Origin of the sequence: Nocardioides pymetrozini (assembly GCF_046058985.1) — a bacterium.
Taxonomy (GTDB): Bacteria; Actinomycetota; Actinomycetes; order Propionibacteriales; family Nocardioidaceae; genus Nocardioides.
Genome location: NZ_CP175556.1, coordinates 3,279,762 through 3,299,405, shown reverse-complemented (window position 1 = coordinate 3,299,405; position 19,644 = coordinate 3,279,762). Strand labels below are relative to the sequence as shown.

Here is a 19,644-nt window from a genome sequence, read left to right as displayed (position 1 = left end):
GCCAACCTCGCGCCAACGACCTCCCCCTAGCCTGGGGAGCATGGACACGCGCGTCGCCGATCTCGCCCGCCGGCTGGAGGAGACGGGCTACCTGTGCGACGAGGACCTGGCGACGGTGCTCTTCCTGTCGCTCGAGATGTCGCGGCCGCTGCTGCTCGAGGGTGAGCCCGGCACCGGCAAGACCGCGCTGGCCGAGGCGATCGCCGAGTCCCTGGACCGGCCCCTCATCCGGCTGCAGTGCTACGAGGGGATCGACGCCACCCAGGCGCTCTACGACTGGGACTTCCCGCGCCAGATCCTCCACCTGCGGGCGCTGGAGGCACTGTCGGGCGCGTCGCGCGGGGACGTGGAGGAGGCCGAGAAGAGCCTGTACGACGAGCGCTTCCTGCTCGCCCGCCCGGTGCTGGCGGCGCTCCAGCAGAGCCCCGCGGTGCTGCTGATCGACGAGGTCGACCGTGCCGACGACGAGTTCGAGGCGTTCCTGCTGGAGGTCCTCTCGACCTTCCAGGTGACGATCCCCGAGCTGGGAACGGTGCAGGCCGCCACGCCGCCGACCGTCGTCCTGACCTCGAACCGGACCCGCGAGCTCCACGACGCCCTCAAGCGCCGGTGCCTCTACCACTGGATCGACCACCCCGGCCTCGAGCGGGAGGTCGCGATCGTGCGCTCGCGCGCGCCGGAGGTCAGCGCGACCCTCGCGCGGCAGGTGGTCGACGTCGTGCAGCAGCTGCGCGCCGGCTCCGACCTCCTCAAGCCGCCCGGCGTCGCGGAGACCCTCGACTGGGCCCGCGCGCTGCAGCACCTCGGCACCACCGACCTCGACGTCGAGACCGCCGCGCGCACGCTCGGCGCGCTCGTGAAGTACCGCGACGACGCCGAGCGGGTGCGCGCGGCGCTCGACCGGATGCTGGCACGATGACGGACTTCTCGGCTGGTTCCGCGCACGCCGCCGACGAGATCCTCCTCGGCTTCACCACCGCCCTCCGCGCGGCGGGCGTGCCCGTGACCCAGGACCGGACCCGCGCCTACCTCGACGCCGTGTCCCTGGTCGGCATCGCGCATCGCGCGGCGACCCGGGCCGCGGGACGGGCGACGCTGTGCGCGACGCCGGAGGACCTCGAGCGCCACGACCGGGTGTTCGAGGAGTGGTTCCGGCGGGACGTCACGACGCCGACCGGCCGGCCCCGCACCTCCCGGCCCCAGGTGTCGGCGGCACTGCTTCCCGACGACCAGAGCGCCTCCGGCGGCCCCGGCGAGGACGACGACCCGGTCCGCGCCGCCGCCAGCGCCGCGGAGGTGCTGCGGCACCGCGACGTCGCGACCCTCGACCCCGCCGAGCGGGCCCGCCTCGCGGCGATGTTCGCGGGCCTGCCGGTGAGCCTCCCGACCAGGCCGACCGCCCGCCGTACGCCGCACCGCCGCGGCGCCGTCGACGCCTCGCGCACGCTGCGGGCCAGCCTGCGCCGGATGGGGGAGCCCGCCGAGATCCACCGCCGCCACCGGGCGACCCGGCCCCGGCGGGTCGTCCTCCTGGTCGACGTGTCCGGCTCGATGAGCGGGTACGCCGACGCCCTGCTGCGGCTCGCGCACCGGGTCGTCAACGCCGGCCCCGGCGTCGAGGTGTTCAGCCTCGGCACCCGGCTCACCCACCTGACCCGCGCCCTGCGCCGGCGCGACCCGGAGCGTGCCCTCGCGGCGGCCGGGGACGTCGTACCGGACTGGTCGGGCGGGACCCGGCTCGGCGAGACGCTGCAGGCGTTCCTCGACCGGCACGGCCGACGCGGCATGGCGCGCGGTGCGGTCGTCGTGGTGTTCAGCGACGGCTGGGAGCGCGGCGAGACCGACCTGCTGGCCGAGCAGGTCGACCGGCTGCACCGGCTCGCCCACAAGGTGGTGTGGGTCAACCCCCACCGCGGCAAGGACGGCTATGCCCCGGTCCAGCAGGGGATCGTCGCCGTGCTGCCGCACGTGGACGCCTTCTTGGCCGGCCACTCGCTGGCCACGTTCGCCGAGCTCGTCGAGGAGGTCCGTCGTGCGTGAGGTGCTGCCCCAGCTGCTCGCCTGGTGGGAGGCCGGCGAGACCGTCGGCATGGGCACCGTCGTGGCGACCTTCCGGTCCGCGCCGCGACCGCCGGGCGCCTCCATGCTGGTGGGCCCGGACGCCTCCGCGGTCGGCTCGGTCTCGGGCGGCTGCGTCGAGGGGGCGGTCTACGACCTCGCGCAGGAGGTCACCGCGTCCGGTACGCCGACCCTGCGCCGCTACGGGGTCTCCGACGACGACGCCTTCGCCGTAGGCCTCACCTGCGGCGGGATCCTCGACGTGTACGTCGAGAAGGTGAGCCGCGAGACCTTCCCGGAGCTCGGTGGGATCGCCGCCGACATCGAGGCCGGGCGCCCCGTGGCGGTCGCCACCGTGGTGGACCACCCCGAGCCGTCGTACGTCGGGCGCAGGGTCGTCATCCATCCCGACGTGCCGATGGCCGGGAGCCTCGGCAGCGCCCGGATCGACGACGCGGTCCGCGACGACGCGCTCGGGCTGCTCGCGTCCGGGCACCACGGGACACTGTCCTACGGACCCGACGGCGAGCGGCGCGGCGAGGGCATGCGGGTCTTCGTCTGGGCCTTCGCCCCCGCCCCGCGGATGCTGGTGTTCGGCGCGATCGACTTCGCGGCCGCGGTCGCGCGGGTCGGTGCCTTCCTCGGCTACCACGTCACGGTCTGCGACGCGCGGCCCGTTTTCGCCACCACCAGCCGGTTCCCCGGCGCCGACGAGGTCGTCGTCGAGTGGCCGCACCGCTACCTGGCGGCCGAGCAGGACGCGGGCCGCGTCGACGCCCGGACCGTCATCGCCGTGCTCACCCACGACCCCAAGTTCGACGTCCCGCTGCTCGAGGTGGCGCTGCGGCTGCCCGCGGTCGGGTACGTCGGCGCGATGGGCTCGCGTCGTACGCACGACGACCGGATGGCGCGCCTGCGCGAGGCCGGTCTCACCGAGGCGGAGCTCGAGCGGCTGCACAGCCCGATCGGGCTCGATCTCGGTGCCCGGACGCCGGAGGAGACGGCCATCAGCATCGCCGCCGAGATCGTGGCCGGTCGCTGGGGCGGCTCCGGCGAGCCGCTGGGCGTGCGGTCGGGGCGCATCCACAGCTGAGCCGTCCCCCGGCGAGGCGGGACTTCTCCACAGCTGAGCGCCGCCTGCGCCGACCTCCTTGACAACAGCGTGAGGGCGTAGTCCACTTTCCTCACCCATACGGGTATGTCCATACGCAAATGACCATCTCGGGAGTCAAACCATGAGGAATTTCCTGTCACGCGGATCCACGAAGCGCCTCGGTGCCCCGGCCCTCACGGCCGCGCTCGTGGTCCTCGGCACGGCGGGGCCGGCGCTGGCCGGCTCGTACTACTCGGCCTCCAGTCCGCTGAAGGCCTACCAGGACGGCGTCTCGCAGGCCGAGTCGTACGGCAGCTTCTCGATCCGCAACCTCTCCTACGCGCGCAACGACTACCACTACCGCGACGCGCGCCCCGGTGGTGACGCGGCCTACGTGGAGACCTTCTACGACTGGTACCAGGGCTCCACCTTCGTCAGCAACGTGGGCACCGACACCAGCCCGAAGGTGACCAGCTCGTACTGGACCGCGAGCGCCGACCAGCACCAGCTGTACGGCGGGGCGAACGGCGTGCGGATCAGGACCAACGTGTGCGAGGACCACGGGACCTGGGCCAAGGACCCGTGCAGCATCAAGCCCACCCAGTTCTTCAACTACTAAAGGGCCGGGCGCTTGTCGATCTCGGTCGCCTGCAGCCACGAGTACCGTGCCGGGAAGCCGGCACTCGTCGACGTGGAGCTCACTCTCCGCCCCGGGGTCACCGGCCTGCTCGGTGTCAACGGGGCGGGGAAGACCACCCTGCTGCGCATCCTGTCGGGCGGTCTGCGACCTTCCACGGGAGATGCCGTGCTCGACGGCCGTTCGCTGTACGGCCGTCAGCGCCGTCAGGTGCTCGGCCGGGTGGGCTACATGCCGCAGAGCTTCGACGCCCCCGCCCGCTCGAGGACGCGCGACGTCCTGCGCTACCTGGGGTGGATGCGGGGGCTCGACGCGGCCGCGGCGAGCGCGGCCGCCGACCGGCTGCTGGGGGTGGTGGGGCTCACCGAGCGCGCGGACGCGCCGATGGGCTCCCTGTCGGGAGGCATGAAGCGGCGGCTCGGGTTCGCGCAGAGCCTGATGGCCGACCCGGACGTGCTGCTCCTGGACGAGCCCACCACCGGGCTCGACCCGGAGCAGCGCGCCGCGATGCGGACGGTGATCGCCGCCCAGGAGCGCCGCGGCGTCACGGTGATCAGCAGCCACCTGATCGAGGACGTGTCCAGCCTGGCCGACCACCTGGTCGTCCTCGAGGAGGGCCGGGTCCTCTTCGACGACTCGATGGCACAGTTCCGGCGGGGCGCGGGTGCCAATGACGAGGAGCGCTTCTTGCGGATGCTGACCACGGAGCGCCGAGCGTGACCCGCGGCTGGGTGTGGTGGTCACGCCGGGAGGGCGCGCTGCTCGCGCTGCTCTGCCTGGCCGCGGGCATCGTGTTCATGGTCTCCGGCGGCCTGCCGTGGCTGGGCTCGTGGAAGATGGCGCTCGACTGGTCCAGCGGGTCGGCCATCCTGGTCGGCCCGGTCGTCGCCGGGCTCGCGGCCTGGCGCTACTCGAAGATCACCGCCGTCGGGCTCGACGTACTCGCCGCTCAGAGCGTGCGCGGTGCGCGCGCCTGGCTGGCGCCGGCCGCCGCGCTCTGGTCCCTCGCCTGCGCCGTGGTCCTGCTGGTGGCGCTCGTGACCACCTCCCTCACCCTGACCCACGGCTCGGTGACGGCCCCGCGGCAGGCCGTCATCCTGGTCCTGGCGGGGAGCGCGCTCGCCGCGCAGGTGCTCCTCGGCGCCTTCGTGGGCACCCGGTTCCCCGGTCCGTGGGCGCCGCCCGTCTCCGCCGCACTCGTCTTCAGCCTGGGCATGTTCTCCTCGGTCGGTGCGATCCCGGAGACCTTCCGCACCGGCGGAGTCACCAGCTCCCTGGTGGGGCAGGGCTACGTCGGGCGTACCCTCCTCGCCCAGGCGGCCGTGGCGCTCGCCCTCGCCGCGATCCTGCTGTACGCCGTGCGAGCGAGGATCGCGCCCACCGCGAGTCGCGCCCTGGGCGCCGTCACCGCCATCGCCGTGCTCGTGGGCGCGGCGTGCTGGGTCGGCGGCCCGGCCACCGGCGAGCGGTACCGCTTCGTCCCGGCCCCCCTGGTCTGTGACGACCGGGGCCGGCCCGAGGTCTGCATGGCCCGGGAGACGCGTCGGCCGCTGCACGCGGTCGCCGAGGCCCTGCGGGCGGCCGCAGCGCCGCTGCGCGACGCCCGGGTGGACCTGCCGGAGCGCTGGGTCCAGGACGTGCCCGGCCGGCGGCATCCCGCGGGCGCGGGCGTGCTTCGCTTCGTCGACATCGGAGAGACCCGGGCCCGCGCCGATCGCGACGCCGTCCTGTGGTCCCTGGGTGCACCGGCCGACTGTGCGGCCTTCCGGGGCTACGACGCGCCCCCAGCGGCACTCCAGGCACAGTCCCTGCTGGTGCGGTGGCTCGGCCTGGCGGCCGATCCCGGACGCTCCGACGGAGGTGACGTCGACACCTGGCTGCTCAGCGCCGAGGGCGAGACCTGGGCGGCGCGCACCTATGCCGGGCTCGCCTCGTGCTCGCTCGACGAGCTGCAGGTTCCGCCCGTCGCCGATCGAGGCTGGTGAACCGATCGTCCTCTTCCTGCGCGCCAACGGCTTCCTGGTCACCCTCCCGCTCGCCGTGGTCCTGGGCGTCTGCCTGAACCTGCTCTCGGGTGTGCGCGTCGGCTTCCCCACGCTGCCCAACGCCTTCCTCATCGGGCTGCTGGTCCCGGGCGCGGTCACCCTGCTGCTCGGCTGGACCCTGGTCGACCGGTGGCCGACGAGGGAGCTTGCGCTCGTGCGCGACGGCCGGGCCGTCGCCGCGGCGCGTGCGGGGCTGACGGTCGCCGTCTGCCTGCTCGCGGCGGTGGCGGCTGGTGCCGGGCACCAGGACGGCGCCGTGGGCAGCACGGTCGGGAGCAACGTCGCCGGCACCTGCTGGCTGCTCGCGCTGGCTCTCGTCCTCGACGTCCTGGTCTCCGGCAGCGGGTGGCTCGGGGTGGTCGTCGGCCAGTTCCTGATGCTGCGGGTCCACCAGCTCCATCCATCGTGGACCGGCTTCCTCGACTCCCCGGCGTGGGCCGCGTCCGCGCTGGCCGTGGGGATCGTGGTCCGGCTGTCCCGGAGGTGACCGCGATCACAGTAGGCTGCGTGCAGGAGGTGTCGTCATGGACGAGCTCGACCAGCGCCGTCGCCGTACCCTCGCGGCCTGGACCACCTGGGTGGAGGAGGGCGAGGGGGTCGCGACCTCCGTCCGGCCCGAGATCCTCGACAGCTGGACCCGCTCGGGCGCCTCCGTCGCCCGCGACCTCGGCCAGGCGCCGCTGGCCGACGAGTCCGAGACCCGCTCCCTGTGGCAGGGCTCGCCGCTCCAGATCGCGGTGGAGCGCGTCGAGGACGAGCTGCGTCGCACGGCCGAGGACGGCGACCTCGTGCTCGCGGTCACGGACCCGGACACCCGTGTGCTGTGGACCTACGGCGGCCGCGTCATGCGGCGCAAGGCCGAGAGCGTGAACTTCGTGGCCGGCGGGCGCTGGGACGACCGGTCCGTCGGCACGAACGCGCTCGACCTCGCCAACCGCCTGGACCGCCCCGCGATGGTCTTCAGCGCCGAGCACTATGCGCCGATCGTGCACAACTGGGTGTGCTGGGCCGCGCCCCTGCACGACCCCACCAGCGGGACGAAGCTCGGCGTCCTCGACATCTCCACGACCTGGGACCGCACCCACCCGATCGGCCTGGCGACCGTGCGGGTCCTGGCCCGGCTTGTCGAGCAGGCGATGCCCGCCACCCGCGAGTACGTCGACGACGCGACCACCCAGGAGACCGCCGAGCCCGGCCTCGTCCTCCGGCTGCTCGGCACGGCCGAGGCCTGGGTCGACGGACAGCGGCTGCTGCTCAACCGGCGGCAGACCGAGATCCTCTCGCTGCTGGCCCTTCACCCCGACGGGCTCTCGCTGGACCAGCTGCACGCGATGCTCTACGGCGACCACGCGGTCACCTTCTCCACGCTCAAGGCCGAGGTGTCGCACCTGCGCCAGGCGCTCGCCGGCCAGCTCGCCTCCCGGCCGTACCGCCTGCTCATGCCGATCGCGACCGACGTCGACCACGTGCTGGCCCTCCTCCGGCGCGGCGAGGTCGCGGCGGCGGTCGAGGCCTACGGCGGCGACCTGCTGCCCGGCACCGAGAGCCCGGCCCTGGTGCAGATGGGGGAGTACGTCGCGGTGGCGGTGCGCGAGGCCCTCCTCGCCGACCCGCAGCCGGACGCGGTGCTGCACTACAGCGAGCTGGCGCCGTACGACACGGCGGTGCTGGAGGCCTGTCTCGCCGAGCTCGGCCGGGAGGGGCGGCTGCGCCACCCGGCCATCCCGCTGCTCAAGGCGCGACTGGCGGTCGCCGACGCGTGATCAGGACTGGTCGAGCCACTCCCTGACCGAGGCGTTGTGCTGGCCCAGGGTGGGCGGGGCGACGTGTTGCTCGCGCCCGCCTGGAGATGGATGCCGCTCGCGTTTGGACGCTGCGGCAAGTCCGCGCTAAAGGCCAGCTCGGTGTGATCGCGGGATCTCATCCTGGAGAACTTCGGAAGTTGATCAACACCGCAATCAAGAAGCTGGACAAGCCTTGTCAAGCGCGGTTTCCGGGAACCGGTAGGGCCGCGACATGGTAACGACGGGCCGATCGAGCTCGCCGCCCAGGGCGCCGCAAATTAAGGCCCGATTGACCGCAGCTAAGATCTTCGTCTCCTCATCGAGAATTCCCCGGACTGCAGGGGGCGTCCTCCAAGCCGCACAAGAAAAGTTCGCGTGAACATAAAAACCCTGGGGGTTTGCCTGGACCTCGCCATTTGGCGAGTCATTCTTAGAGAAAACTGGACCCTGGAGACGGCTGCTTCTCCTGTCCGACAATTTCATCCAGGGCTAGTGACCTTGCGGCCGCATTCGCGATTTGGGCGCCTCTGCAACAGCTGTTGGGTGCACCATTGTTGCGACATAGCTGTTTCGGCCTAGGTTTGCGCTGATGGGAGATCCTGAGGTACTTGATGGTTTGTGACTCATGGCGGCGGCCCTGGGCCACCCAACGCGTGGGAATCCTGCGGTCAGGTGCCCGAGTCGTCCTGGCGCCGGATGAGGCGAGCCAGGCGACGTTGATCTCCTGTCGGCTCGCCGATAGCTGCCACGCCAACGACATAGTCGCCTCCCTCAACAAGGCACCGGCGAGACACAGCAGACCACCACGTTCACCCTGGACCCCGCCGGCAACCGGATCGCAACCCAGGCCGCCACCGTCGCGGCGGTCGCACCGACACTCCCGACCACGACCACCCTCACCAACCACTACCCATGCTCGGGGGACAGCCCCACTTGGGACGCAGATCCCGTCCGATTGACGACCAGCAACGACGGCAACACCATCACCTGGTCGCGCCATGTGGCTTGGGATCGGCGGTCTTGTCTACAACCCCACCACTGGCCGCTTCCTCGCTGTCGTCCCCGCCCCAGGCGGTAACGCCAACGCATAGTTGTACCCAACGGATCCGATCAATGGAACCGACTCCACCGGCCAATGGAACCTATGCGGCGAAATGTGTCGAAGGATCGCGTTCAACGCGTTGGTGTTCAGGGTCGGACACGTCGTCGGGGGCTTCGTATGCCGCAGAGTTCCAGGGCTCTATAGCATCGTGTGCGACGGCATGGTCGGGGCCGAGTGTGGGACTATTGTCGTATTTGACGGAGTAGTCCTCATCGACGGAGGCAGCCGTCCGGGAAGCGGTCAAGGGATTCAAGCAAGGCGTTGCGGAGAACATGGTGCTCTCCCGACTGGAACCCTGTATGTGGAAGGCTCGCGAGTACCTCGGCAGGCTGGTGGGATTCATCAAGGGTCGGCTCAGGGACCCGAAGTACGGACGAATACTCCTCGCGATCACCGGCCTTTGTGTCATCAGCCCTAGCCGCAATCGGAGCAGAAGTGAACAAGTCGAGGACCTTATGATGAGCGCCTTTCCACCTAAAGAAGTCGATACCGAGCTGCGATACGTTGTGCCGGCGGAGTCGCCGGACGATGCAGAGCTCCTGATCGTTGTGGCGATGAAGGGTGCGCCATTTATTCGTCTCTTCCCGTTCGGGACACTAATCTCGCCCATACTCGTATGGCTCGAAGAGTTGGTTGAAGTTCGGATTGGAAGGCGCTCCGGTGTTCGAAAGGTTGGGATCTTTGAGCGGCCGCGCCCTTGGAGTCGGCCGAAGTGTCGTTGGAAGACTTGGGTGCCGAGCTTGGAAGACGCGGATGAACTCGTCCTGGAGATCTATTCGGAGTTGAGCCGGGGCGTCCGTCGATGGGAGCTACCCGAAAGCTGAGAAACCGTGAGCCTTGCCCTGCGGAGACATGGGCGTGACTGCGGCGAGGGCTCTGAGGGTGTGCACAGCGGGCCCGTCGGCCTTGATCCGCCCGTCGGGTTCACCGCGACGTTGATCTCCTGTGCTGGTGCCGCATCCATCGGTGAATGCGCGGCGGCTGCGCATCGTGGAGTCCGAGGAGCTGGTGGCGTACGTCGTCGTGAGGCTGGAGGCCTGTCTCGCCGAGCTCGGCCGGGAGGGGCGGCTGCGCCACCCGGCCATCCCGCTGCTCAAGGCGCGACTGGCGGTCGCCGACGCGTGATCAGGACTGGTCGAGCCACTCCCTGACCGACGCGTTGTGCTGGCCCAGGGTGGGCGGGGCGACGTGCTGCTCGCGCCCGCCGGCGTAGGGGTTGTCGTCGAAGCGCAGCGTCGGTCCGGGCAGCTGGATCTCGCCGAGCGTCGCGTGCTCGACGTCGATGAGCAGGCCCTGCGAGCGGGTCTGCTCCCAGGCGTAGACGTCGTCGAGGGTGCGGACCTTGCCCGCGGGCACCCCCGCCCGGTCGAGCCGGTCGAGGATCTCCTCGGCGGAGACAGTGGAGAGGATCTCCTCGATCAGGGCGATGACCGCGTCGCGGTTCTCGACCCGCTGCGGGTTGGTCGCCATGCCCTCGCGCGCCGGGTCGATGCCGAGCTCGGCGCACAGCGCCTGCCACAGCTTCTCCGAGCCGCACGCGATCTGCACGGGCGCGGTCGCGGTGGCGAACATGCCGTACGGCGCGATCGAGGGGTGATGGCCCCCGGCCAGCCCGGGCACCTCCTTGGCCACGGTCCACTTCGTGCCCTGGAAGGCGTGCACGCCGACCATGCCGGCCAGCAGGGACGTCCGGACGACGCGGCCGCGCCCGGTGCGCTCGCGCTCGTAGAGGGCCGACACCACGCCGTACGCGCCGTTCATTCCGGCGAGCAGGTCGGCGATCGGCACGCCCACCTTGGTCGGCTCGGTGAGCCCGGTGAGCGACATCAGCCCGCCCTCGCCCTGGGCGATCTGGTCGAAGCCGGAGCGCGTGGCCTCGGGACCGTCGTGGCCGAAGCCGGTGATCTGCAGCACGACCAGGCGCGGGTTGAGCGCGTGCAGCCGCTCCACGGGGAAGCCGAGCCGGTCCAGGACGCCGACGCGGAAGTTCTCCATCAGCACGTCGGCCCGCTCGACCAGCCGCGCCAGGACGTCCTGGTCGGCGGGGTCCTTGAGGTCGAGGGTGATCGACTCCTTGTTGCGGTTCGCCGAGAGGAAGTACGTCGACTCTCGCTCGCCCTCGGCCGGGTCCACGAAGGGCGGGCCCCAGCTGCGGGTGTCGTCGCCCGTCGGGCTCTCGACCTTGATCACGCGGGCGCCGAGGTCGCCCAGCATCATCGCCGCATGGGGGCCGGCGAGGGCGCGGGTGAGGTCGAGGACCAGGACATCATCGAGCGGGGCGGACATGGGTCGACCCTAGTGACGACCGCAACCCGGGAGCATGGCAGGTCTTGCCAACAGATCCTGCCCGATCAGGGCAGGAGCAGCACCACGGTCTCCGCGACCGCGGCCGGCTTGTCGCGGTCCTCGATCTCGATGACGTGCTTGAGCGTGATCTGGTAGCCGGCGGGCAGCGCGGCGACGTCGGCGAGGGTGACGGTCAGGCGGATCCGGCTGCCCACGAGGACCGGGCTGGGGAAGCGCACCTTGTTGATGCCGTAGTTCAGCTTCGCGCCCGGCGTCTCGAGGCGGAAGATCGCGTCGCCCAGCCACGGGATGAGGGAGAGCGTGAGATAGCCGTGGGCGATGGTGCCGCCGAACGGGCCCTCCTTCGCGCGCTCCACGTCCACGTGGATCCACTGGTGGTCACCGGTGGCGTCGGCGAACCGGTCGACGCGGTCCTGGGTGATCTCGACCCAGTCGCCCGTGCCGAGGACCTCCCCGTTGGCGGCGATCAGCTCGTCGAAGGTGGTGAGGACCCGCATGTGTTGCTCCTGATGCGCTGGTGAACGGGGAGGGGGTAAGAATGCGGTCATGGAACCTACACGCGGACTGCCGGAGGACCTGCTGCGGGCTGCACCCAAGGTGCTGCTGCACGACCACCTCGACGGCGGGCTGCGGCCGGCCACCATCATCGAGCTCGCGGCCGGCGTGGGCCACGCGCTCCCCGAGACCAGCACCGAGGCCCTGGCGCGGTGGTTCGCCGAGGCCGCCGACTCCGGCTCCCTCGAGCGCTATCTCGAGACCTTCGCGCACACCGTCGGCGTGATGCAGACCGCCGGTGCCCTCACCCGGGTCGCCCGGGAGTGCGTCGAGGACCTCGCAGCCGACGGGGTCGTGTACGCCGAGATCCGCTACGCCCCCGAGCTCCACGTCGAGTCGGGCCTGGAGCTGGAGGAGGTCGTCGCCGCCGTCCAGCAGGGCTTCGAGGAGGGCATGGCCGCGGCTGCCGGGGCGGGGCGCACGATCATCGTGCGCCACCTGCTCACCGCGATGCGCCAGGCCGCGCGCGCGATGGAGATCGCCGAGCTCGCCATCGCCTGGCGCGACCGCGGCGTCGTCGGCTTCGACATCGCCGGCCCGGAGGCGGGCTACCCGCCGACCCGGTTCATCGACGCCTTCGAGTACCTCCAGCGCGAGAACTCCCACTTCACCATCCACGCCGGCGAGGGCTTCGGCCTGCCGTCGATCTGGGAGGCCGTGCAGTGGTGCGGCGCCGACCGGCTCGGCCACGGCGTGCGGATCGTGGACGACATCAAGGTCGACGAGGGCGGCGACGGGGCCCAGCTCGGCCGGCTCGCGTCGTACGTGCGGGACAAGCGGATCCCGCTCGAGATGTGCCCGTCCTCCAACGTCCAGACCGGCGCGGCGCCCTCGCTGGCCGAGCACCCGATCAGGCTCCTCGCCTCGCTGCGCTTCCGGGTCACGGTCAACACCGACAACCGGCTGATGAGCCGCACCACCCTCAGCCGCGAGTTCGGGCTGCTCAGCGAGGCCTTCGGCTATGGCTGGGACGAGATGGAATGGCTCACCGTCAACGCGATGAAGTCCGCCTTCATCCCCTACGACGAGCGCTACCGGCTGATCACCGAGACCATCAAACCCTGGTACGCCGAGCAGCGGGCGCGCTGAGCCTCAGACGACGAACCAGAAGTGGGACCAGCCCGCGACGTCCACGCGGTGCTCGGCCCACTGCTGCTCGCGGACGGTCACCAGCCGGCCCGTGGCGGGGTCGAACACCTCGACCCCACCCTCGACCGCGCCGACCGCCAGCACCACGTGCCGCGGCAGCCAGCGGTTGCCGAGGTAGACGCCGGCCGGACGGCCGCGCAGCTGCTCGCGCAGCACGTCGTACCCGACGACGGGGCGGGGCCGGACGAACACGGTCGCGATGTGCTCGCCGGTCAGCGCCCGCAGCGCGTTCGCGACCGCCCACGGCGGGGTCCCGAGGGCGCGCGGCCACGGCATCTGGAGGCGGTCACGCGGGCTGCGCGCGGACGTGAGGAGACGGTGCTCCTCGACGATGTCGCTCTCGGGGTTCTCCGGCCGCCACTCGGTCAGCAGCGCCCGGGCGCCGAGCACACTCGCCGCTCCGCAGCTGCGGGCGTCGGGCTGCCGCAGCCGGTGGGGCTCGAGGTCACGGGGCCAGCGCATGGTCGCCCTCCTGGTCGCGGATCTCCGCGAAGGCTCGGTCGCCCGTCGCCACGCGGCAGCCCACCGCGCTGGCGCGCCGCACGATCTGGCGCTGCGCGCGGGCCAGGGCGATGCCGCGCCGCACGAGGACCATGGGCGGCTTGCGGTGCTCGCGCAGGTCGCGGGTCAGGCGCCGCCAGAAGGTGACGACCGGATGCTGGGTGATGCAGTACGCCGCGGCGAGGATGCCCGCCCGGCGGCACTCCTCCACGATCTCGGTGGCGAAGATCCCCTCCGCGCTGAACCGGGACGCCCCGCCCAGGTCCAGCCGCTGCGTCCCCGTCCGCCTGCTCTCGGAGATCGAGTACACCGGCACCTCGGTCGAGCCCGTCGCGCACAGCTCGCGCAGGGCAGCGAGGGCGTCCTCGTGGTCCCACGTGCCCGGGTGGTCCCAGTCCACGAGGCCCGCGTTGGCGCCCTCGGTGATCAGCGGCAGGCCGGGCTCGTCGCCGTCGCGGTAGAAGTCGTCGAGTCGCAGCGTCGGCCAGCCGTACGCCGCGGCGAGACGCGCGGCGAGCCGGGACTTGCCGGACCCCGACGGGCCCGCGAGCACGATCACACGGGCACCTGCACTCACGAGGGTCGAGTCTGCCGTACCCGCCACGGGGGAGCGAGCCGGCGCAGTAGGTTCGCCCCATGGGAGAGGGAGGACGGCGTCCGCGCCGCTGGGTCAGGAACACGCTGCTGTCGCTGCTGGGCCTCGTGGTGGTCGCGGCCGCCGGGTTCTTCGCGTTCGCGCCGCGTATCGTGGAGAACGGCATGAACAAGGTCGAGCCGGCCGACCTACCGGCGGTGAGCCCTGAGACGCGGCGGCTGCACGAGTCGCTGCAGGTCGTCGACATGCACTCCGACACCTTGATGTGGGACCGCGACCTGCTGGACCGCTCCGGTCGCGGACACGTGGACCTGCCCCGCCTGGAGGACGGGAACGTCGCACTGCAGGTCTTCTCGTCGGTCTCGAAGTCGCCGAAGGGCCAGAACTACGACCGCAACTCCGCCGACAGCGACAACATCACGCTGCTGACCTTCGCCCAGCTGCAGCCGCCCCGGACCTGGACTTCGCTGCTCCAGCGCTCGCTCTACCACGCACAGAGGCTCGAGACCGCCGCCCGCGAGTCCCGTGGTGCGCTGCGGCTGATCCGCTCGCGCAAGGACCTCGACCGCCTCGTCGCCGACCGCGAGGGCGGTAAGCAGGTCACCGGCGCCCTGTTCTCCGTCGAGGGGCTGCAGAACCTCGAGGGCCACTTCGACAACCTCGACCGGCTCTACGACGCAGGCATGCGGATGGCCGGGTTCACCCACTTCTTCGACAACGAGGTCGCCGGGTCCATGCACGGCGAGAAGAAGGGCGGGCTGACCGAGCTCGGGCGCAAGGTGTTCGCCGAGATGGAGCGCCGTGGCATCGTGGTCGACATCGCGCACGCGAGCCACGCCGCGGTCGCCGAGATGCTCGCGCTCGCGACCCGGCCTCTCGTGCTCAGCCACGGCGGCGTGCAGGCCACCTGCGACGTCAACCGCAACCTCACCGACGAGGAGATCCGCGGGGTCGCCGCGACCGGCGGCGTCGTCGGCGTCGGCTACTGGGACGCCGCGGTGTGCGAGCTCACGACCGACGCGGTCGTCGACGCGATCGACCACGTCGTCGAGGTCGGCGGCCTCGAGACCGCCGCCCTGGGCAGCGACTTCGACGGCGCCACCACCGTCGGCTGGGACACCACCCAGCTCGCCGCCATCACCCAGGAGCTGGTCGACCGCGGGTACGACGACCGGGAGGTCGCCGCGATCATGGGCGGCAACACGCTGCGGGTCCTGCGCGCGACGTTGCCCTGAGGTGGGGGTTGAGTCGTCGGTTCTGACCCGTTGAGTCGTCGGTTCTGACCCGTCGAGTCGTCGGTTTCTGACCCGCGGGGGTGGTGTGGGTCCCTTCCGGGTTTGCTCGGTGCCAGGTCTTGATTTTTCGATGGACGTGGTGGCGCGCCGCTGTGGTTGAGCTGGTTGGCTGGACGTCCCGTTCGGGTTTGAGATTGTGCCCGTCTGACCCCTGGGGTTGCGGTGGTCTCGGTCGACTTTCGTCACTCGATGACGCACTGGTTGTTCACACCCTGCCGGACGGGTTTCGCCTGTCCCCAGGCGGCTTTTCTCCCGTTCGTTGTGTCGTAGGTCGATGGGAGAATTCAGTCATGGATCTCGGGACCACGGCTCGTTCGACGGCAGTGCTGCTGTCCGACCTGGCTGCCGAGGTCGCCGGCCGACAGGCCTCCCAGGTCCGGGAGTGGGTCGGGATCGTGGAGTGGGCCAGCCGCCACGTCGTGACCGGTCCGGAGGGTGCGGCGACGATCACGGAGGGCTATCTCGACACCGGGGTCCCGATCGCGGGTGAGGGTGCTCCGTTGGTGTCGGAGTTCGGGTTGATGGAGTTGGTCGGGGTGCTCGGTCGCTCGCCGGATGGTGGGCGGGCGTACGTCGGGCGGGTGATCGAGTGCGCCTGGCGCCTGCCCCATGTGTACGACGCGGTGGTCGCCGGGCGTCTTGCGCCGTGGCGGGCCGAGCGGATCGCCGAACGCACCCACGGCCTCAACGCCGACGCGGCCGGGTTCGTGGACCGTCAGCTGTTCGACGCCACCGGGGTCGGGTGGGCCCAGCTGGACCGGCTCGTCACCGAAGCCGTGCTGCGGTTCGACCCGGCCACCGCCGAGGCCGAACGGGTGAAGGCCGCCGACGGGCGGCGGTTCGACATCGACCCCCACGTCGACGACCACGGCCTCGTCACGGTCTCGGGGCTGCTTGATGCCGCTGACGGGCACGACCTCAACCTCGCGGTCGCGCGGCGTGCTGAGGTCCTCGGCCGCTTGGGTGACGAGTCCTCGTTGGACGTACGCCGCTCCAAGGCGGCCGCGGAGCTGGGGCGTGCCGACCTCGCCCTGGACCTGCTCATCCCTGACCAGGAGACCGGCGAGGTCGTCGCGACCGTGCCCGGGCGGAAGGTGGAGCTCAACGTCCACATCACCGACACCACCCTGACCGGAGCCAACCCGGTCGGTCGGTGGGAGCAGGGCAACGGCCCGATCAGCAGCGAGCAGATCCGGGAATGGCTGCAGGCCCATGACACGACCATCACCGTCCGCCCGGTCATCGACCTGACCGAGCACATCCCGGTCACGAGCTACGAGGTCCCCGACCGCCACAAGCGCGCGGTCGCCCTCAGGGATCACACCTGCCGCTTCCCGCACTGCACCCGCCCCGCCATGCGCTGCGACATCGACCACGCGACCCCCCATGCCCAGGGCGGGGTGACCTGCCCGTGCAACGAGGTCCCCCTCTGCCGACGCCATCATCGGGCGAAGACCCACTCGGCCTGGCGCTACGTCACCCCGACCGCGGGCGCCTATGTGTGGACCAGTCCGAGCGGCCACGCTTTCCGCGTCGACCACCGCGGCACCCATCCGGTCCACACCGCGCACCCGCCCGACGAGTAGCCACCCCGCCCCACACCCCGCAGGACCCCCGACCTGCGGGGGCACAGGCGCGCCGCGGCCTGGACTCGGCGATGCGCCGTCAGGCGCGTCGCAGCATCGCGTCGAGGTCGGCCATCAGCTCGGAGGTCCGACTGCGTCCGCGCGGGGCCGGGGGATAGCGGCGGAGGACGTCGACGAGGACGGGGCTCGCGCGACGGCATGTGGCCTCGAGCTCCGCCGTCGCCGCGCCGGGGTCGCCCGAACCGAGCTCGGCGATCCGCGCGGCGTTCGCGGCTGCGCGCAGGAGGTGGCCGACCTGGTGTGCCTTCGCGATCGGGTGCAGATAGGCGGCAGACGCGGCGTCTCCCGCGGCCTGGGCGGCGAGGCGGGCAGCCTCGGAGGGCGCGGCGGCGGCGGCGCGGTGGGCGTCGAGGGAGGCCGTCCGCTGCAGACGGCTGCGGGGTGCGCCGTCGATGAAGATCCGGGCAGCGTCGAGGGCGGCGCGCGGTCGAGGATCGGTCGGGCAGGCCTCCTCGAAGAGCGGCAGCAGGGGAGATGCGGAGGCCAGCGCGAAGCGGGCCACCTCGCGCAGCTCCTCGGAGGTCAGCTCGAAGTCGCCCACCGGTCGGTCCGCGCCTGCGGCGTCAGATCCCGATCGGGTGCCACACCGTCTTCTGCTCGACGAACGCGGTCATCGCCGACAGGTCCGGGTCGAGCGCCCAGTCCGGCTCGGCGGCCGGCGCGCGGCGAACCCGCTTGAGGTTGTCGGCCGCCGCGATTTCCAGCGAGGTCGCCATCTCGGGGGCGCCGGCGACGCCGACCAGGTCGATCGCGTTGACGTCCATGTGCGAGGCGAGCCACGGTCCCAGGGTGGCGGCGTCACCGGTCAGGATGTTGACGACCCCGCCCGGCACGTCCGAGGTGGCCAGCACCTCGGCGAAGGTCACCGCGGGCAGGGGCCGGTCGTAGGAGGACACGACGACCGCGACATTGCCGGTCACGATCACCGGCGCGACGACGGAGACGAGCCCGAGCAGCGACGACGCCTGGGGCGCGAGCACGCCGACCACGCCGGTCGGCTCGGGAGCGGTGTGGTTGAAGAAGGGCCCCGCGACCGGGTTGGCGTTGCCGATGACCTGGGCGAGCTTGTCCGCCCAGCCGGCGTACCAGACCAGGCGGTCCACCGCGGCGTCCACCTGCCCGCGCGCCGCGGCGGCGGAGACGCCCTCGGACTGCCTGACCGCCTCCTCGAACTGCGGGCGGCGGTCCTCCATCACCTCGGCGATCCGGTAGACGATCTGGCCCCGGTTGTACGCCGTGCGCGACGACCATGGCCCGAAGGCCTTGCGCGCTGCCACGACGGCGTCCCGCACGTCCTTGCGGGAGGCGAGGGCGGCGTTGGCCACGAACTTCCCCTTGCTGTCGGTGACCTCGTAGGAGTGCCCCGACTCCGAGCGCGGGAATGCGCCGCCGATGTAGAGCTTGTAGGTCTTGCGTACGTCGATCCGCGCGGCCATCAGAGGTCCGCTCCCTTCAGGTACGCCGCGAGGCCCTGGCGCCCGCCCTCGCGGCCGTAGCCGGACTCCTTGTAGCCGCCGAACGGGCTGGCCGGGTCGAACTTGTTGAAGGTGTTGGCCCACACCACTCCGGCCCGCAGCTGCGAGGCCATGTGCAGGATGCGCGATCCCTTCTCGGTCCACACCCCCGCCGAGAGCCCGTACGGCGTGTTGTTGGCCTTCTCGACCGCCTCCGCCGGAGTGCGGAAGGTGAGCACCGACAGCACCGGGCCGAACACCTCCTCGCGGGCGATCCGGTGGGCCTGGGTGACGCCGGTGAAGACGGTGGGCGGGAACCAGAAGCCCGACGACGGCAGGTCGCACGCGGGCGCCCAGCGCTCGGCGCCCTCGGCCTCGCCGACGCCCGCCAGCTCGCGGATCCGGTCCAGCTGCTCGCGGGAGTTGATCGCGCCGATGTCGGTGTTCTTGTCGAGGGGGTCGCCCACGCGGAGCGTCGCCATCCGGCGCTTGAGGCGGGCGAGCACCTCCTCGGCGACCGACTCCTGCACCAGCAGCCGCGAGCCCGCGCAGCACACGTGGCCCTGGTTGAAGAAGATGCCGCCGACGATGCCCTCGACCGCCTGGTCGATGGGGGCGTCGTCGAAGACGATGTTGGCGGCCTTGCCCCCGAGCTCGAGGGTGACCTTCTTGTCCGACCCGGCGACCGTGCGCGCGATCGCCTTGCCGACCTCGGTCGAGCCGGTGAAGGCGACCTTGTCGACGTCCGGGTGCGCGACGACGGCCTGGCCGGTGCCGCCGGCCCCGGTGACGATGTTGACCACGCCCGGCGGCAGGTCGGCCTGCTGGCAGATCTCGGCGAACAGCAGGGCGGTCAGCGGCGTCGTCTCGGCGGGCTTGAGCACGACCGTGTTGCCGCAGGCGAGCGCCGGCGCGACCTTCCATGCCAGCATCAGCAGCGGGAAGTTCCACGGGATGACCTGACCCGCGACACCCAGCGGCTGCGGGTCGGGGCCGAGTCCGGCGTACCCGAGCTTGTCGGCCCAGCCGGCGTAGTAGAAGAAGTGGGCGGCGACGACGGGGACGTCGACGTCACGGCTCTCCTTGATCGGCTTGCCGTTGTCGATCGACTCCAGCACCGCCAGCTCGCGGCCGCGCTCCTGGATGATCCGGGCGATGCGGAACAGGTACTTCGCCCGCTCCCGCCCCGACATCCGCGACCAGCCACGGAAGGCGCGCCGCGCCGCCCTCACCGCGAGGTCGACGTCGGCGTCGGACGCCTCGGCGACCTCGGCGAGGGTCTCCTCGGTGGCGGGGTTGATCGTCTTGAAGGACGAGCCCCGGCCGTCGACGAACGCGCCGTCGATGAAGAGCCCGTAGGAGGGCTTGATGTCGACGATGCTGCGCGACTCGGGAGCCGGTGCGTACTCAAAGGCCATGTCTG

Annotated in this window: 19 protein-coding genes; 12 read left to right on the top strand and 7 right to left on the bottom strand. The window is 71.6% G+C overall.

Translation table 11 applies throughout. From position 1 onward, the window contains the following. The first annotated feature begins 40 nt into the window (after positions 1–40). The 9 genes from ACJ5H2_RS16175 (at position 41) to ACJ5H2_RS16135 (ending at position 9,844) form a co-directional block, all read left to right on the top strand. Positions 41–919 (top strand): AAA family ATPase, encoded by an 879-nt coding sequence (locus ACJ5H2_RS16175; RefSeq protein WP_408896447.1) that lies wholly within the window; start codon positions 41–43, stop codon positions 917–919. After that, complete coding sequence (locus tag ACJ5H2_RS16170; RefSeq protein WP_408896446.1) at positions 916–2,040, top strand: vWA domain-containing protein; 1,125 nt, start codon at positions 916–918, stop codon at positions 2,038–2,040. The genes ACJ5H2_RS16175 and ACJ5H2_RS16170 overlap by 4 nt, the downstream gene beginning before the upstream one ends. After that, positions 2,033–3,151 (top strand): XdhC family protein, encoded by a 1,119-nt coding sequence (locus ACJ5H2_RS16165; RefSeq protein ID WP_408896445.1) that lies wholly within the window; start codon positions 2,033–2,035, stop codon positions 3,149–3,151. Before ACJ5H2_RS16170 ends, ACJ5H2_RS16165 begins: the two co-directional genes overlap by 8 nt. A gap of 142 nt (positions 3,152–3,293) precedes the next feature. After that, complete coding sequence (locus tag ACJ5H2_RS16160) at positions 3,294–3,770, top strand: hypothetical protein (protein ID WP_408896444.1); 477 nt, start codon at positions 3,294–3,296, stop codon at positions 3,768–3,770. Positions 3,771–3,782: 12 nt separating this feature from the next. Beyond that, a complete protein-coding gene (locus tag ACJ5H2_RS16155; protein ID WP_408896443.1) occupies positions 3,783–4,508 on the top strand; it encodes an ABC transporter ATP-binding protein in 726 nt (241 codons plus the stop codon). Beyond that, positions 4,505–5,773 (top strand): hypothetical protein, encoded by a 1,269-nt coding sequence (locus ACJ5H2_RS16150; protein WP_408896442.1) that lies wholly within the window; start codon positions 4,505–4,507, stop codon positions 5,771–5,773. The genes ACJ5H2_RS16155 and ACJ5H2_RS16150 overlap by 4 nt, the downstream gene beginning before the upstream one ends. Beyond that, positions 5,706–6,320, top strand: a complete 615-nt coding sequence (locus tag ACJ5H2_RS16145) for a hypothetical protein (protein ID WP_408896441.1) — start codon at positions 5,706–5,708, stop codon at positions 6,318–6,320. Before ACJ5H2_RS16150 ends, ACJ5H2_RS16145 begins: the two co-directional genes overlap by 68 nt. Before the next feature lie 37 nt (positions 6,321–6,357). Beyond that, a complete protein-coding gene (locus ACJ5H2_RS16140) occupies positions 6,358–7,596 on the top strand; it encodes a transcriptional regulator (RefSeq protein WP_408896440.1) in 1,239 nt (412 codons plus the stop codon). A 2,089-nt stretch (positions 7,597–9,685) separates the two neighbouring features. Beyond that, positions 9,686–9,844, top strand: coding sequence for a hypothetical protein (locus tag ACJ5H2_RS16135; RefSeq protein WP_408896439.1), 159 nt, complete (start codon positions 9,686–9,688; stop codon positions 9,842–9,844). Here the strand turns inward: ACJ5H2_RS16135 and ACJ5H2_RS16130 are convergent, their stop codons facing one another. Further along, the gene (locus ACJ5H2_RS16130) at positions 9,845–11,005 is read right to left on the bottom strand and encodes a CaiB/BaiF CoA transferase family protein (RefSeq protein WP_408896438.1); all 1,161 of its coding nucleotides are present in this window, start codon (positions 11,003–11,005) and stop codon (positions 9,845–9,847) included. It abuts the gene before it with no gap. A gap of 65 nt (positions 11,006–11,070) precedes the next feature. After that, positions 11,071–11,523, bottom strand: coding sequence for a MaoC family dehydratase (locus ACJ5H2_RS16125; protein WP_408896437.1), 453 nt, complete (start codon positions 11,521–11,523; stop codon positions 11,071–11,073). A gap of 49 nt (positions 11,524–11,572) precedes the next feature. Here ACJ5H2_RS16125 and ACJ5H2_RS16120 point away from each other — a divergent pair, with 49 nt between their 5' ends. After that, a complete protein-coding gene (locus ACJ5H2_RS16120; RefSeq protein WP_408896436.1) occupies positions 11,573–12,670 on the top strand; it encodes an adenosine deaminase in 1,098 nt (365 codons plus the stop codon). A 3-nt stretch (positions 12,671–12,673) separates the two neighbouring features. Here ACJ5H2_RS16120 and ACJ5H2_RS16115 read toward each other — a convergent pair whose 3' ends face one another. Continuing rightward, on the bottom strand, positions 12,674–13,192 hold the full coding sequence (locus tag ACJ5H2_RS16115) for a hypothetical protein (protein ID WP_408896435.1): 519 nt from the start codon (positions 13,190–13,192) through the stop codon (positions 12,674–12,676). Continuing rightward, entirely contained in the window at positions 13,176–13,808 is a 633-nt protein-coding gene (locus ACJ5H2_RS16110; protein WP_408896434.1) for an ATP-binding protein, read from the bottom strand. The genes ACJ5H2_RS16115 and ACJ5H2_RS16110 overlap by 17 nt, the downstream gene beginning before the upstream one ends. A 59-nt stretch (positions 13,809–13,867) precedes the next feature. Here ACJ5H2_RS16110 and ACJ5H2_RS16105 point away from each other — a divergent pair, with 59 nt between their 5' ends. Next, entirely contained in the window at positions 13,868–15,061 is a 1,194-nt protein-coding gene (locus ACJ5H2_RS16105; protein ID WP_408896433.1) for a dipeptidase, read from the top strand. 350 nt (positions 15,062–15,411) lie between these two features. Beyond that, entirely contained in the window at positions 15,412–16,707 is a 1,296-nt protein-coding gene (locus tag ACJ5H2_RS16100; RefSeq protein ID WP_408896432.1) for an HNH endonuclease, read from the top strand. A gap of 79 nt (positions 16,708–16,786) precedes the next feature. On the opposite strand, the gene ACJ5H2_RS16095 is transcribed toward ACJ5H2_RS16100, so the two are convergent. From ACJ5H2_RS16095 to ACJ5H2_RS16085, 3 genes are read right to left on the bottom strand one after another with little or no spacing between them, the layout of a single operon-like run. After that, on the bottom strand, positions 16,787–17,308 hold the full coding sequence (locus tag ACJ5H2_RS16095) for a putative immunity protein (protein WP_408896431.1): 522 nt from the start codon (positions 17,306–17,308) through the stop codon (positions 16,787–16,789). Between the two features lie 22 nt (positions 17,309–17,330). Continuing rightward, positions 17,331–18,203, bottom strand: coding sequence for an aldehyde dehydrogenase family protein (locus ACJ5H2_RS16090; RefSeq protein WP_408896430.1), 873 nt, complete (start codon positions 18,201–18,203; stop codon positions 17,331–17,333). Further along, positions 18,203–19,639 carry an aldehyde dehydrogenase family protein gene (locus ACJ5H2_RS16085; RefSeq protein ID WP_408896429.1) on the bottom strand — a complete coding sequence of 479 codons (1,437 nt, stop codon included), beginning with the start codon at positions 19,637–19,639 and terminating at the stop codon, positions 18,203–18,205. Before ACJ5H2_RS16085 ends, ACJ5H2_RS16090 begins: the two co-directional genes overlap by 1 nt. Positions 19,640–19,644 lie beyond the last annotated feature (5 nt).